The organism is Rothia halotolerans, from assembly GCF_004136635.1.
Classification (GTDB): domain Bacteria; phylum Actinomycetota; class Actinomycetes; order Actinomycetales; family Micrococcaceae; genus Rothia; species Rothia halotolerans.
The window spans coordinates 1,008,162-1,022,920 of sequence record NZ_NOIU01000001.1 but is presented as its reverse complement, the minus strand read 5'-3'; the positions used below and the strand labels follow the sequence as shown (position 1 = coordinate 1,022,920).

General features: G+C 67.6%; 14 protein-coding genes. 5 read left to right on the top strand and 9 right to left on the bottom strand.

Annotated elements, in window-relative coordinates; translation table 11 throughout:
• Window positions 1-70: 70 nt before the first annotated feature.
• On the bottom strand, window positions 71-1,501 hold the full coding sequence (locus tag EWV39_RS04725; RefSeq protein ID WP_129657143.1) for a CCA tRNA nucleotidyltransferase: 1,431 nt from the start codon (window positions 1,499-1,501) through the stop codon (window positions 71-73).
• Window positions 1,502-1,637: 136 nt separating this feature from the next.
• Between EWV39_RS04725 and EWV39_RS04720 the strand changes: the two genes are divergently transcribed.
• From EWV39_RS04720 to trxA, 5 genes are all read left to right on the top strand, one after another.
• Window positions 1,638-2,138, top strand: a complete 501-nt coding sequence (locus tag EWV39_RS04720; protein ID WP_129657141.1) for an NUDIX domain-containing protein — start codon at window positions 1,638-1,640, stop codon at window positions 2,136-2,138.
• A 61-nt stretch (window positions 2,139-2,199) separates the two neighbouring features.
• Window positions 2,200-3,846 carry a murein biosynthesis integral membrane protein MurJ gene (gene murJ, locus EWV39_RS04715; protein ID WP_129657139.1) on the top strand — a complete coding sequence of 549 codons (1,647 nt, stop codon included), beginning with the start codon at window positions 2,200-2,202 and terminating at the stop codon, window positions 3,844-3,846.
• Window positions 3,847-3,968: 122 nt separating this feature from the next.
• Window positions 3,969-5,318 carry a hypothetical protein gene (locus EWV39_RS04710; RefSeq protein WP_129657137.1) on the top strand — a complete coding sequence of 450 codons (1,350 nt, stop codon included), beginning with the start codon at window positions 3,969-3,971 and terminating at the stop codon, window positions 5,316-5,318.
• A 439-nt stretch (window positions 5,319-5,757) separates the two neighbouring features.
• Window positions 5,758-6,774, top strand: coding sequence for a thioredoxin-disulfide reductase (gene trxB / locus EWV39_RS04705; RefSeq protein ID WP_420329938.1), 1,017 nt, complete (start codon window positions 5,758-5,760; stop codon window positions 6,772-6,774).
• A gap of 21 nt (window positions 6,775-6,795) precedes the next feature.
• The gene (trxA, locus tag EWV39_RS04700) at window positions 6,796-7,122 is read left to right on the top strand and encodes a thioredoxin (protein ID WP_129657135.1); all 327 of its coding nucleotides are present in this window, start codon (window positions 6,796-6,798) and stop codon (window positions 7,120-7,122) included.
• A gap of 98 nt (window positions 7,123-7,220) precedes the next feature.
• Here trxA and EWV39_RS04695 read toward each other — a convergent pair whose 3' ends face one another.
• The 8 genes from EWV39_RS04695 to rpmH form a co-directional block, all read right to left on the bottom strand.
• Window positions 7,221-8,738 (bottom strand): ParB/RepB/Spo0J family partition protein, encoded by a 1,518-nt coding sequence (locus EWV39_RS04695; protein ID WP_193554678.1) that lies wholly within the window; start codon window positions 8,736-8,738, stop codon window positions 7,221-7,223.
• 540 nt (window positions 8,739-9,278) lie between these two features.
• Window positions 9,279-10,199 (bottom strand): ParA family protein, encoded by a 921-nt coding sequence (locus EWV39_RS04690; RefSeq protein ID WP_238148032.1) that lies wholly within the window; start codon window positions 10,197-10,199, stop codon window positions 9,279-9,281.
• A 563-nt stretch (window positions 10,200-10,762) separates the two neighbouring features.
• Window positions 10,763-11,476 carry a 16S rRNA (guanine(527)-N(7))-methyltransferase RsmG gene (gene rsmG, locus EWV39_RS04685; protein ID WP_129657133.1) on the bottom strand — a complete coding sequence of 238 codons (714 nt, stop codon included), beginning with the start codon at window positions 11,474-11,476 and terminating at the stop codon, window positions 10,763-10,765.
• On the bottom strand, window positions 11,473-12,123 hold the full coding sequence (locus EWV39_RS04680) for a Jag family protein (protein WP_129657131.1): 651 nt from the start codon (window positions 12,121-12,123) through the stop codon (window positions 11,473-11,475). Before EWV39_RS04680 ends, rsmG begins: the two co-directional genes overlap by 4 nt.
• A gap of 111 nt (window positions 12,124-12,234) precedes the next feature.
• Entirely contained in the window at window positions 12,235-13,206 is a 972-nt protein-coding gene (gene yidC / locus EWV39_RS04675; protein ID WP_129657129.1) for a membrane protein insertase YidC, read from the bottom strand.
• Between the two features lie 42 nt (window positions 13,207-13,248).
• Entirely contained in the window at window positions 13,249-13,542 is a 294-nt protein-coding gene (gene yidD, locus EWV39_RS04670; RefSeq protein WP_238148090.1) for a membrane protein insertion efficiency factor YidD, read from the bottom strand.
• A gap of 122 nt (window positions 13,543-13,664) precedes the next feature.
• Entirely contained in the window at window positions 13,665-14,024 is a 360-nt protein-coding gene (rnpA, locus tag EWV39_RS04665) for a ribonuclease P protein component (RefSeq protein WP_129657124.1), read from the bottom strand.
• A 104-nt stretch (window positions 14,025-14,128) separates the two neighbouring features.
• Window positions 14,129-14,266 carry a 50S ribosomal protein L34 gene (gene rpmH / locus EWV39_RS04660; protein WP_129657122.1) on the bottom strand — a complete coding sequence of 46 codons (138 nt, stop codon included), beginning with the start codon at window positions 14,264-14,266 and terminating at the stop codon, window positions 14,129-14,131.
• Window positions 14,267-14,759 lie beyond the last annotated feature (493 nt).

Genomic DNA, 14,759 nt, shown 5'->3' with positions numbered 1-14,759 from the left:
TGTCCCACGACGCTATCAATCCGCCGCTTCCTCTCCGAAACCCCGGCCCCGAAACACACGGGGCTCCGGGTCAACTGCCAGGCTCCGCTCGGGCGCGCTCGGCCCACCACGCCCGCAGGCGCTCCACGGCGACGTCGTGCCCCAGGGTCCCCTCGTCCAGGCGGAGGTTGAGGAGGTGGTTGTACGCCTCCCCCACCTCGGGGCCCGGCGGGATGCCGAGGATCTCCATGATCTCCCGGCCGTCCAGCTCGGGGCGGATGGCCTCCAGCTCCTCCTGGGCGGAGAGCTCCTCGATCCGGCGCTCCAGGTCGTCGTACGCGAACTCCAGCCGCTGCGCCTTGCGCTTGTTCCGCGTGGTCACGTCCGAGCGGGTCAGGCGGTGCAGCCGCTGCAGCTGGTCGCCGGCGTCGCGCACGTAGCGACGCACCGCGGAGTCGGTCCACCCGGCGTCGCCGTATCCGTAGAAGCGCATGTGCAGCTCGACCAGCCGCGCGACGTTCCTGATCGTCTCGTTGTCGAAGCGCAGCTCGCGCATCCGCTTCTTGACCTGCTTGGCGCCGACGACGTCGTGGTGGCGGAAGCTGACCGCGCCGCCCTGCTCCACCCGGCGGGTCGCGGGCTTGCCGACGTCGTGCATCAGGGCCGCGAAGCGCAGGGTGAAGTCGGGGCCGGGGACCGGGCCCTCGGCGTCGGTCTCCAGGTCCGCGGCCTGCATGAGCACCGTCAACGAGTGCTGGTAGACGTCCTTGTGACGGTGGTGCTCGTCCATCTCCATCTTCAGGGCGGGGATCTCGGGCAGCACGCGGTCGGCCAGCCCGGTGTCCACCATGAGGTCGACGCCGCGGCGCGGGTTCCTCCCGTTGATGAGCTTCACCAGCTCGTCCCGGACCCGCTCGGCGGAAATGATCCCGATGCGCTCCGCCATCTCCTCCATCGCCGCGACGACCTCGGGCGCCGGATCGATGTCCAGCCGGGAGGCGAAGCGGGCGGCGCGCATCATCCGCAGCGGGTCGTCGGAGAAGGAGTCCTCGGGGCGGCCGGGGGTCCTGAGGATGCCGGCGGAGAGGTCGCTGATGCCGCCGTAGGGGTCCACCAGCTCGAGGGAGGGCAGGCGCAGGGCCATGGAGTTGATGGTGAAGTCGCGCCGGAAGAGGTCGTCCTCCAGCTTCCTGCCGAAGGCCACCGAGGGCTTGCGGGAGTCGGGGTCGTAGGCCTCGGCGCGGTAGGTGGTCACCTCGATCATCGCGTCCCCCCGGCGCAGGCCGATGGTGCCGAAGTCGCGGCCGATCTCCCAGTGCGCGTCCGCCCAGCCGCGGGCCACCGCGAGGGTCTCGTCCGGCGTCGCGTTGGTGGTGAAGTCGAGGTCCAGCGCCTGCGAGCCGAGGAAGAGGTCCCGCACCGGTCCCCCCACGAGGGAGAGCTCGAAGCCCGCGGACTCGAAGAGGCGGCCCAGCTCGAGGGCCGCGGGGTGTATCGCTGAACTGTCAAAGAGGTTAACCATGGTCGTTCAATCGTGCCAGAAAACCGCCGGGGGCGAGGGCCCGGCCCCGCGCTGCCGGACGCCCGGCCGGAGGCGCCCGACCCCGCCGGGGGAGGGCGGAGCGCGACCGGCAGAGGAACTCTGTAAAATGGACGGTATGACTTTTCCAGTACCCAGGGCACCGAAGAAGCGGGCGTTCACGCCCGCTTCGTCTCTGCCCACGGTGGAAGAAGTCTCCGCCGGGGGCATCGTCGTCGATCTCGAGACCCCCGGGCACCCCGTCGCGATCATCGCCCGCATCAACCGGGGCGGACGGCTCGAGTGGTGCCTGCCCAAGGGCCATCCCGAGGGCGAGGAGGGGCACGAGGAGGCCGCCTGCCGGGAGATCGAGGAGGAGACCGGCATCGAGGGCCGGATGCTCGCCCCGCTGGGGTCGATCGACTACTGGTTCACCGTCTCGGGTCACCGGGTCCACAAGACGGTCCACCACTTCCTGCTCGAGGCGACCGGAGGGTACCTGACCACCGAGAAGGACCCCGACCACGAGGCCATAGACGTCGCGTGGGTCGACATCGACGACCTGGGCCGCAGGCTCTCCTTCCCCAACGAGCGCCGGATCGCGGACATCGCCCGGGAATACATCATTCATCAGATCTAGGACCGGGGAGGCCCGGCCCCCGGGGAAGACCACGGCTTATCACGGATAGGGCATATACGACATGGCATCAACCGGTGCGCGCTCCAGCGTCATCATGGCCGCGGGGACCCTGGTCTCCCGGGTGCTCGGGTTCGTCAAGGCCCTCCTGATCGCCACCGCCATCGGCGCGCAGACCACCGGTGACATCTTCCAGCTGGCCAACCAGCTGCCGAACCTCATCTACGTGCTCGTGGCCGGCGGCGTCTTCAACGCGGTGCTGGTCCCGCAGATCATCAAGGCCACCAAGAACCCCGACGGCGGCGCGGACTACATCTCCCGGCTGCTCTCGCTGGCGGTGATCGGCCTCGCCGTGCTCACCACGGCGGTCGTGCTGCTGGCCCGGCCCATCATCACGGTCGTCTCGACCAACTGGACCCAGGACCAGATCGACTTCGGCGTCACCTTCGCCCTGTGGTGCTTCCCGCAGCTCTTCTTCTACGGCCTCTACACCGTCGTCGGCCAGATCCTCAACGCCCGCGGAGCCTTCGGCGCGTATATGTGGGCACCGGCATTGAACAACGTCGTCGCCATCGCGGCCCTGCTGGTCTTCATCTGGATGTACGGCACCAACGCCAGCGCCGGCCACTCGATGGAGAACTGGACCGGCGGGCAGACCTTCTGGCTGGCCGGCATGGCGACGGTCGGGGTCGCGGCCCAGGCCCTCATCCTCTTCCTCCCCCTCAAGCGGCTCCGCCTGGGGCTGGGCGTGAAGCTCGGCTGGCGCGGCATCGGGCTCTCGACGGCGGCCAAGATCGCCAGCTGGACGCTGGCGACCGGCATCATCGCCAACCTCTCCTTCCTGTTCCTCACCAAGGTCGCCTCCTCCGCGACCGGCGCCCGCGAGGAGATCGTGGCCAGGACCGGCGAGGCGGTGGCCGGCCCCGCCCTGCTCGACTACTCGACGATGCTCTACCAGCTGCCCCACGGGGTGATCGGCCTGTCCATCGCGACGGTGCTGTTCAACCGGATGGCCTACTCCGCCGGGGACCGCGACCACTCCGGGATGATCTCCTCGCTCTCCCAGGGGCTGAGGATCGCCTCGGTCGCGACGATCTTCTGCGCCGTCGCCCTCATCGTCTACGCCGGCCCGGTGGGCATGATGTTCAGCGGCGGCGAGCCGGGGGCGGGTGCGGTGATGGGCCAGCTCGTCACCGTGATCGCGCTCGGCGGGCCGTTCCTGACCATCGCCTTCATGATGGGGCGCATGTTCTATGCCTCCGAGGACGCCCGGACCCCGCTGGTGGTCCAGGTCCTCTCGGCGCTGATCACGATCGCGCTGGGGGCGCTCGTCCTCGCCTTCGCGCCGGCGCAGTACGTCGCGTTCTACGTGGCCGCCCTGTACGTCTTCATGAACGTCTTCTCGACGCTGCTCTACCACCGGGCCCTGAAGAGGTGGCTCGGGGACTACGACGTCGCCAGCATCGTCAAGACGCATCTGAGGGTCTCGCTGGCGGCGATACTGGCCGGCGTCGTCGGCTACGTCGTCCTCCAGCTGGTGGGCGGCTCCTCGCCGGAGGGCTTCCCCTGGGGCGGCCCGATCAACGGCATGCTGACCGCGCTGCTGGGCCTGGCCGTGATGGGGGTCGTCTACCTCGGTGCCCTGAAGCTCTTCCGGGTGCGCGAGCTCTCCGGGCTGATGGCCCCGATCAGAGCGCGATTCGGGAGATGACTGACGGTACGCGCCGGTAGCATCCCGGTATCATCGGAACAGACATTGACCGAACATCAGGCGCGGGAGGACTCTTGACGCAGGCCATTCAGCTAGGTGCCGTCCTCGGTGGGCGCTACAAAGTGACCACCCAGGTCGTCGCCACGGCGGCCCAGGACCAGGTCCTGGAGGGTCGCGACCAGGTGCTGGGGCGCCGGGTCTCGATCCTGGTGGCGAGTCCGACGCACAGCGACATGCTGATCGAGCACGCGCGCGACGTCGCCGCCGGGCCCCGCGCCGGGACGCTCCAGATCCTGGACCTCGGCCAGTCCGAGGACGTCACCTACCTGATCACCTCGCACGCGCCGGCCAACGAGCTGCTGGACCTCCTGCTCACCGAGGACTTCGAGACCGAGGACCCGGAGGGGCTCGGCACGGAGATCTTCGGCTCGAGCACAGCGGCCACCGACGCCGACTACGAGCAGCTCGGCCCCGACACCTCCCCCCAGGACGCGGTCTCCGGCCGCTCGGGGGACACCGGGCCGATGCCGGCGGTCCAGCCGTGGACCGAGGCCGACTACGAGGAGTTCGGCGAGGAGCCGCCCGCCCAGCGCCAGCCCCGCGCGGGCTCGGGCGAGGGCACGCTCTTCGACCGCGCCGCATCCGACGCCTCGGGCGGCGCCGCGGGGACGGCGGCCGGTGCGGGAGCCGCCTTCCAGGGGCTGGACCAGGGCTACGACGGCGACAACCGCTACGAGCGCGAGGAGGACGAGTTCGTCCCCGGCGCGGCGTACGAGGACGAGGAGGAGCCGCCCCGGCGGCGTCGTCGTCCCGGCGGCGGGCTGTGGATCACCGCGGCCGTGGTGATCGTCCTGCTCGTGGCGCTGGTGATCTTCGGCTTCACCCGGCTCGGCTCGCTGGTCGCGGGCTTCGGCGGTGAGCCCTCCCCCAGCGGCACGGTCAGCTCTGCGGAGGGGAGCACGACGTCGAGCCCCTCCGCGTCCCCCTCCGCCACCGAGGACGAGCAGGGGGCGGATCCCGAGATCTCCGGCATCAGCCGCGTCGTGCCGGGCAACGCCGGCTTCATGGCCGACCAGGACGGGACCCTCGGCGAGGCGACCGACGGCGACCCGGCCACCTCCTGGAGCAGCTACGGCTTCGCCTCGGCCTCCTTCGGCAACCTGGTCCCCGGCGTCGGCCTCGCGGTTCAGCTGGACTCCCCGGCAGAGGTCTCGAGTGTCACCATCCAGCAGGACGGCGGCAGCGGCGGGCACTTCACCATCTACACGAACGACTCCCCGAGCATCGACGGCGCCACCGAGGCGGGCACGGGCTCCTTCCAGGGGGATTCGACCACGGTCGAGCTCTCCGAGGATGCCGGCTCCCAGGACGCCTCCTACGTGATCGTGTACTTCACCGAGGCGCCCCAGCTGAGCGAGCCCATCGCCGGGTACAGCTACGGGCTGCGGATCGCCGAGATCTCGGTGGACTAGGACGGGCCCGGCCCGCTCGGCCGCCCCGTCTGCTCCTCTTCTCCGGCTTCTTTCGTCCCGCTCCACGTCCCCGCCGGTCCTCCGGAGTCCCCGCGCACCGCTCGAGGGCTCTCTCGCGGTCTGCTCCACCGTTCGCGTGCCGCGCAGCCTGCTCTTCCGTCCCCGTTCGCCTCGTTCGAGCGTTCTCGTCCGGCCCACGTATCGGTGCTGGCGCAGCCCGCTCTGCCGCCCTCTGCCCCGTGAGACCACCGCGCACCCCAGAAGGCGCGAGGCCGCTCCCTCGCCCGTCCGCACACCGCTGGACCGCCGGAATATTATGATCCACGGGCAGGTTCTCACCCATAGACCCATAGACCCATAAAGCCCTCGGGCTCCGCACCGCAGCGGAGCCCGGCCCGCACCACCCCGGCCGTCGACGGCCACGACCGAAAGGCTCCCCTTGACCGACAGCGTGTTCTCCGCGGCATCCGCCCCGCTCCTCAACCTGCCGCAGGATGAGGCCGCACCCCGGACCGAGCAGGACGGCGATGCCACGATCCACGACGTCGTGATCGTCGGCTCCGGCCCCGCCGGCTACACCGCGGCCGTCTACACCGCGCGCGCCAACCTCCGCCCGGTGGTCTTCGCCAGCTCGGTGGCCGCCGGCGGCGATCTGATGACCACCACGGAGGTGGAGAACTACCCCGGGTTCATCGAGGGCATCCAGGGGCCGGAGCTCATGGCCAACATGCAGCAGCAGGCCGAGCGCTTCGGCGCCGACGTCCGGTACGAGGACGTCGCGGAGGTGGACCTGTCCGGCGAGGTCAAGAGGATCACGCTCGACGACGGTTCGGTCACCCTGGCCAAGTCCGTCATCCTCTCCACCGGTTCGGAGTACCGGAAGCTCGGCCTGGAGGACGAGACTCGGCTCTCCGGTCACGGCGTGAGCTGGTGCGCAACGTGTGACGGTTTCTTCTTCAAAGAGAAGCCGATCGCGGTCGTGGGTGGCGGGGACTCCGCCCTCGAGGAGGCCCTCTTCCTCACCACTTTCGCCTCCTCCGTCACGATCATCCATCGCCGGGACACCCTGCGCGCATCGGAGATCATGCAGGAGCGCGCCCTGAACCACCCGAAGATCACCTTCATCTGGGACTCCGCCGTGGTGGGCATCGAGGGCGAGCACAAGACCGAGGCGCTGCAGATCGAGAACCTGCGCTCGGGGCTGACCCAGCGCCTCGAGGTCGAGGGGCTCTTCGTCGCCATCGGCTCCGATCCGCGGACCGACCTCGTCAAGGGGCAGCTGGAGCTCACACCCGAGGGCACCATCGCCGTCCAGGGGCGCTCCTCCAAGACCGCCCTCCCCGGCGTCTTCGCCGCGGGCGATGTCATCGACCCCACCTACCGGCAGGCCATCACCGCGGCGGGATCCGGCTGCGTCGCCGCCATCGACGCGCAGCACTACCTCGAATCCCTCTGACTCCCAGGAAAGGAAAACATCATGAGCAACGCCAAAGCAGTGACCGACGCGTCCTTCGAGGAGGACGTGCTGAAGAGTGATCGTCCCGTCATCGTGGACTTCTGGGCTGAATGGTGCGGCCCGTGCCGCATGGTCGGCCCGATCCTCGACCAGATCGCCGAGGAGCACGCCGATTCGGTCGACGTCGTGAAGCTGAACGTCGACGAGAACGGCGGGACTGCCGCGAAGTACGGCATCACCTCGATCCCCGCCATCTACGTCTTCAAGGACGGGGAGGTCGCCAAGACATCTGTCGGCGCGAAGCCGAAGGCGGCGCTGGAGAAGGAGTTCGCCGAGTTCCTCGGCTAACCCCGGACACCGTGCTTCCTCAAGGAGAAGGGGCCGCTCGTTTCACGTGAAACGAGCGGCCCCTTCTTCGTTCCCTCCGAGGATGGAGGGAAGCGGCTTCAGTCCTTCTCGATCTCCGGGTCCAGCACGGAGATGATGCGGTTCAGATCGTCCACCGAGGCGAACTCGATGGTCATCTTGCCCTTCCGCGCTCCCAGATTGATCTTCACGCTGGTGTCGAGCTTATCCGCGAAGGCATCGGCGATATAGTCCAAACGCTCATGATGACGATTGGCAGGGGTTGCCTTCCGAGTCTTTTCCTTCTTCGGGGTCTCCCCTGCCTGTGCGATCTCCTCCACCGCGCGAACCGAGAGACCCTCGGCGACGATCCTCTGTGCGAGTCGCTCGATGGCCGCCGGGTCCTCCAGGACGAGGAGCGCCCGTGCGTGGCCCGCCGAGAGAATGCCCGCGGCCACACGCCGCTGGACCAGAGCCGGGAGCCTCAGCAAACGGATGGTATTGCTGATCTGAGGGCGAGAGCGCCCGATACGGCGTGCGAGCTCCTCCTGAGTCGTACCGAACTCATGAAGCAGCTGCTGGTAGGCCGCTGCCTCTTCCAGGGGATTCAGCTGACTGCGGTGGAGATTCTCGAGCAGGGCATCGCGCAGGAGGTCCACATCCTGCGTATCGCGGACGATAGCCGGGATGGTCGCCATCTCCGCTCGCTGCGAAGCACGCCAGCGTCGCTCGCCCATGACCAGCTCGTACTTGGTGTCCCCTTCCTCCCGGCTCCGGCGCACCACGATCGGCTGCAGAACTCCGATCTCCCGAATGGAGTGGACCAGCTCCTGCATCTCATCCTCGTCGAATTCCTGACGAGGCTGCTTTCTATTGGGGTGGATCTCATCCACGCCGATTTCACCGAAGTGAGCACCCGGCACGGCCACAAGTTGGTTCTCGTTGGAGAGATCGTCCGCCGGCTTCTCCGTTTCACGTGAAACGGAAGCGGCCTTATCAGAGGAAGTGCTTGCCTGAGAGGCGCTCTCCTTCGTTTTCTCCCCGATAGCAGGAGTCTTCGCGGTCTGCTCCCCAGCAGAACCCTGCCCGATCTCAGATGTGACGCTCTCTTGTGCTTCCTCAGCCGGCCCACTGGGCTCGAAGAAGAAATCGACGGGGCGGCGGCCGACTCCGCTCTTCCTCAGAGCTGCCCCCATATCGGCTCGCCTCTGGGTGCCGCCGTTCTTGGAGCTGGAACGGGAGGAAGTGGAAGTGGAACTCTTGACAGGCTCTCCCTCTGGAGTCGCCCGTGCCGACACCGAAGAAGCGGCGCCCTCCTGATCGTCACCTTTCCCCTTCGATGCTTTCTGCTTCGACGAAGAGGTCTTGGAGGAGGTCTTCCGCTGAACGGATGAAGAAGCGCTAGCGGTCTGAAGGCTGTCCGAGGATGAAGAGGCTCCTCCCTTTCCCTTCTTCGAGGAAGACTTCTTCTCCGTTTCACGTGAAACGCTGACCACGGCTTCCCCTTCACCCTGTTCAGTCGAGGTCTCCGCTTCAGCGTTCTGAGATTCGTCTTCCGTCGATGCCGGGATGAGGGCTCCAAGCCCTCGCCCCAAGCCGCGTCGTCGCTCCGCCATCATGTCTCCTACCCGTAGACGCACGATCTGTTCTTCTCAGTCTAGTGGGTGAACCTTTCAGCCCGGCTACAGAGAGGGAGATGACGCTCCTGGAGAGAGAAGACGGTCTGCTCCCAGCACTTCACCCAAGGACTCCTCGGCGAGAAGGGATCATTCATCGGTATGGCAGCCGCGTCACCCTGCTTCCCCGTGTTTCACGTGAAACGCTTCGTTGCCCAGGGGGTGTAACGACAGATCTAGGAGCTTTTAGGGGACGAAGACATGCTACTCCTGGGCATACAGGTTATCGAACTGCGCAATAGTATGCGAAAAACTGCGCCATAAGTTTGTTATAGCCATAATGCCTACCGTTTCACGTGAAACGGTAGGCATTATTGCCTTCTCGCGCCTGGCTCCACACGAGGGGTTCAGGACTCAGGGGCAGCCGGGAGGGCCAGGAGACAAAGAAGTGGGAGACCTTACCGATCCGGAAACCCGGAAGCATCGCTGACAGCCCCGTATTGACCTACTGTTCCCTTTTCCCGCCTGGGTCACCCAGAGGGCTCAGGAGGCCCCTCCAGAGCCTTTCTGTGCGATCTCCACGGCTGCCTCCAGGTATGCCAGCGATCCACTGGAGTGAGGATCGTAGCTCAGGACTGTCTGCTGATAGCTGGGGGCTTCGGAGATGCGGACCGAGCGGGGAATCAGTGCCTCGAGCACCTGCTGGGGGAAGTGCTGACGCACCTCATCGGCGACCTGCGAGGCGAGGTTGGTCCGCCCGTCGTACATGGTCAGCAGGATGGTGCTTACGTGCAGCGTCGAGTTCAGGTGCTTCTTGACCATATCGATGTTGTTGAGCAGCTGGCTCAACCCCTCAAGAGCGTAGTACTCGCACTGGATGGGAATGAGAACTTCCCTGGCTGCCACGAAGGCGTTGATGGTCAGGAGACCCAGCGAAGGCGGGCAGTCGATGAAGACGTAGTCCAGCCGGGGGAGTCCTGCCTGCTCACGGTGCTCGGTGTACTCCTGGAGAGCCCGATTGAGCCGCTGCTCCCGAGCGACCTGAGAGACCAGCTCGATCTCAGCCCCCGCCAGATCGATGTTGGCCGGCACGCAGGAGAGCCGGGAGATGTCCGGGCATTCCTTGACCACCTCGGCCATCGGGGTCCCCTCGATGAGCACGTCGTACGTGGAGGGCACGTCCAGCCCGTGGTCGATGTTGAGGGCGGTGGAGGCGTTCCCCTGGGGGTCGATGTCGATGACCAGGGTCTCCAGGCCGCGTTCGGCCATGGCAGCCGCCAGGTTGACTGCGGTGCTGGTCTTCCCGACGCCGCCCTTCTGGTTACTGATGGTGAAGATGCGCGTTTCACCGGGCGCGGCCACGTTCTGCTGGGCTAGCCTCTTCCACCGCTTCTTCTCGTTCATCAGCTCTCTCATCACAGGTGTTTCGGCCATGCCGGACGTCGTCTCCAGCACGGGGGTCATCAGCTCCAACGTTTCACGTGAAACAGGGGTGCAGATGTCCGGGACTACTCTCTCGGGTTGGTCAATGGGATTTGGGGGCATACCGACGTCCTGGGCACGTCTCATGGCAGGTTCCGATCCATCGCTCTCCAGTGAGGCAGGTGCAATTTCTTCACCCAGACTACCCGGTAGCCCTCCGCAAAACCCGGCCTCCCGGCGACGGAATCCGAGACGCGGAGGTGGGCGTGGATGCCGAGGGGAGTGTGGGGTGGCGCGAGTGAGGGGTTCTGCAACCCGTGGAAGTGGGGAAGCAGGAATGAATGCGCCCGGTGCCCTCGCGCTCTGCTGGAACTCGTCCTCGGAGGGGCACGTCCTCCGGAGGGGCCGGGCCCCCGATGGGCACCGGGCGTGCACGCGGAAAGAGGGCGGGGCTGCCGCGAACGGGGGGCAGCAGAAGGGCCCAGGGGCGCATGCTCCTGGGCCCTCGCTTCCTGGTCCGGCACAGCTCCGGTCACACTCCGCCGGAGTGAGGCCTCGGGAAGACCACGCGGAGGAAGCTGACGCGGCCGTTCCCGTAGACGCCCTCAGAGCTCGGCGCGAACCACCGTCGTCGGCTCCTCGAGGAGGTCCTCGCCGGTCAGGAGGATCTCCGTCTCGCGGACCCCGTAGCGGTCGAGCTTCTTCTGCGCCTTGCGCACCTCTTCCTCGGCCGTCCTGCCCTTGAGGGCCAGGAGCTGGCCCGTACCACGCAGCAGGGGCAGCGTGATGTCCAGGAGGCCCACCAGCGCGGACACCGCGCGGGCGGTCACGACGTCGACGTCGACCTGCCCCACGGCCTGCTCGCCTCGCGAACGCAGGATCGTGGCGTTCTCCAGCCCGAGGTCGTCGATGACCTCGTCCAGCCAGATGATCCGCCGCTCCAGCGGCTCGATCAAGGTGACCTCCAGGTCGGGGCGGGCGATCGCCAGGCAGAGGCCCGGCAGGCCGGCTCCCGAGCCGACGTCGGCCAGCCGCGCCCCCTGGGGGATCAGCTCCTGCACCACGGCGCAGTTGAGCACGTGCCGGGTCCAGAGACGGGGGATCTCGCGAGGCCCGATGAGCCCGCGTTCGATTCCGCTGGTGGCGAGGTGCTCCACGTACCTGCGGGCGAGGTCCAGGCGGTCTCCGAAGACGCCCTCGGCGGCCCTCAGATCGCCCCCTGAGAGTTCGGGAAGCTCCGGGACGGCTCCGGATGCATCCACAGCGACGTCGGCGCTCTCAGAGCCCTCCACGGCCTGGCGGCGGTCCTGCCCGCTCATGCCTGTGCCTCGTCGTTCCCGGCACCGGCCGCCGAGACCACGATGTGACGGCGCGCCCCCTCGCCCTCGGAGGCCGAGCGCATGCCGTGCTCGGCCACGATGTCGTGCACGATCTTCCGCTCGTAGGAGCCCAGCGGCTTCAGGTGATAGGGCTCCCCGGTGGCACGCACCGACTCCAGGGCCTGCTCGGCGAGCTGCTGCAGCTCGTGCTCGCGCCGTCCGCGGTGGCCGGCGACGTCCAGGATGAGGCGGGAGCGGTTCCCCGTCGAGGCGAGCACCGAGAGGCGCACGAGCTCCTGCAGGGCCTCGAGGACCTCGCCCTTGCGTCCGATCAGCAGACCGAGCTCGTCCTCGGCGTCGCCCTCCGCCACGACCGAGAGGTAGGTCCGGTTCTGGCGGACCTCGATGTCGATGTCCCCGTCCAGGTCCGCGATGTCGAGCAGCTCCTCGAGGTAGTCCGCGGCGATCTCGCTCTCGTCGTCCTCCGCGGAGGCGACCTCGCGTCCCTCGGAGGAGGGCGACGCGGTCCCGGCCGCGGGGGCGACGTCGTCCCCCGCGGGCCCTGACGCCTCGCCGGAGCCGGGGGCTGCGGCCTCCTCCGCCGGACGCTCGTCCTCGGCGCCGTTCGTCTCGTTCTGTTCTGACATGGGTGCTCTCCTCGCGCCCGCGCCGACCGCGCGGTGATTAGGGACGGGGATCCCGGCGAACCGGGCGGACCGGCGGCTCGCCGGGCGGGCGGCGGGTCCGGCCGGACCCGCCTAGCGCTTCTTCTTCTTGCTGCGCTGCTTGCTCACGGGCTGCTGGCGCTGACCGCTCTTGGCCCTCTCCCGCTGGGCCTCGAGCTCGGCCTCGTGCTCCTCCTTGCTCTTGCCCCGCGGGGGCAGGCCCTTGGCCGCGCGGCGCTCGTTGAGCTCCTTCTCCGCCTCGGAGCCCGGCGTCGGGTTGTTGCGGATGACCCACCACTGCTGGCCCATGGTCCAGAAGTTGGAGACCGTCCAGTACACGAGGACGCCGAGCGGGAAGTTGATGCCGCCGACGGCGAAGACGACGGGGAAGATGTAGACCAGCATCTGCTGCTGGCGGTACATCGGCGACTGCTTGGCCTGCTCGCTCATGTTCTTGGCCATGAGCTGCTTCTGGGTGAAGAACTGCGTGCCGGACATCAGGATGATCATGATGATCGCCATGGTCACGGTCGCCACGTGGTTGCCGTCGCCCGGCTTCATCAGGGTGGAGAACAGCGGCGCGCCGAGGACGTAGGCGTCGTTGAACTGGTGGACCATGTCCGGGGTCAGCAGGAGGATGCCCTCGTTGTTGGACGCCGCGCCGGGGACGCCGTTGAGCACGCGGAACAGGCCGAAGAAGATCGGCATCTGCACGATGATCGGCAGGCAGGAGGAGAACGGGTTGGCGCCGGTCCTCTTGTACAGCGCCATCTGCTCCTGCGCCTGGGCCTGGCGGGAGAGCTGGTCCTTCTTGCCCTTGTACTTGGCCTGGATCTTGGCCATCTCCGGCTGCAGCTCCTGCATGCCGCGCATGGACTTGATCTGCTTGACGAACAGCGGGATGGTCAGGGTCCTCATCACCAGCGTCAGGCCGATGATGGCCAGCACCCACGTCCAGCCGGACGTGGGATCCATGCCCACCGCCTCGAAGAGGCTGTGGAAGACCCAGAGGACCGCTGAGACGATCCACTTGAAGGGCCACAAGATGATGTCGAAGAAGTTCATGCGAAAATCGGCTCCTAGCCCCTGAGGCTCACGGGGCGTGTTCTAATCCGCAAGCGGCGGATGGTTCAACAGCAAAATTCTGGGTTCCGAGTGGGGCGCGAAGCGGCGCGAGCCGGCCGGCACCGGATCGACCCCGCCCGTGGCCCACGGGTGGCACTTCAGCAATCGTCTCACGGTCAGGGCCAGGCCCTTGACGGCTCCGTGGGTGGTGAAGGCCTCCAGCGCGTAGGCGGAGCAGGTGGGGAAGTGACGGCACACGTCCCCGTAGAGCGGCGAGATGAGCCGCCGGTAGAGCCTGAGGAAGGCGATCGCGAGATTCTGCGGGAGGGTCCACATGGCCTGCCCCGGTGTGAGGGGGCGGACGTACTCGGTGGGGGCCGCGTCCAGGGCTTCCTGGGACGTGCGGACGTCGTCGGCCTCGGCAGCGGGGCAGCCTGCGCCGCGGGGGTGCCGGGTCATCAGAGGCCTGCCTTCACGGTCGCCTTGCGCAGCGCGGCGCGCAGGGACCCCCGGTAGTCCTGGGAGAGCTCCTGCCAGCCGGCCTCCGAGGACGGCGGAAGGGCCCGCACCACGAGATTCAGGCCCGTGGGACGCTCCGCGAGGGTGCGGGCGGCCAGCTCCCGGAGACGTCGCTTGACGCGGTTGCGCACGACGGCGTTCCCCACCGCCTTCGAGACGATGAAGCCGCTGATGCTGGGGGTGTCCTCGGCCGTCAGGCGCGCATATAGAACTAAGTTCCGGCGCCCGCTGCGGGCGCCGGAACGTGTAGTTTCAGAGAATTGGACCGAGGTCCGCATCCGGTGCTGCTGTGCCAGCACGTGACGGCTCCTTCAGACGTCGGCCGGGCTCATCGGGCCCGGGCCGGCTCCATTCGCAGGGGCCGCGCGAGGACGTCGATCAGATCCCAGGCAGGAATGCTGCTCTAGGCCGAGACGGAAGCGCGGCCCTTGGACCGACGGTGAGCCAGGATGGCACGGCCGGCGCGGGTGCGCATACGAAGACGGAAGCCGTGCTTCTTGGCACGACGGCGGTTATTCGGCTGAAAAGTCCGCTTGCTCACTGGTTACTCCAAGACGATTAGTTCGGGCGCAACCCTTGGCCTAGTCCGCAGAGGAATCATGCAGGTTGACGCGTTGCCTGTACGACGTCCATGCGACGGACCGGCGGAGGCCGGGCCCACGCCCGCTTCACCGTGGGATGAACCCCGGGAGGGCGCAGTTCGCCGCATAAACGACTAACCAACTCTAAGAGAGGTCGGTTCGGCGGGTCAAGTCGCAGAGCGGGGGAGAAGCGGATTCGGACGCACGCCACATCGCGGGCCCGCCGCCCCCCTCCTGCACGGAGGGTGCAGCATCACCCCCGCACGAGGGGCCGCGCAAGGGTCGCAGGAGGGCGGCGGCAGGCCGGCGACGAGGCGGCTCCCGACGCCCGGAGGAGGGTTCCCGCTCCTCAACATCCTGTGGGCACAGCGCAACCCCCAACTGTGGATAATTTTAACGACATTTGGGCCGGCCCCCACGGCGGGATGACGGGGAACTACAGAACTGTGATTA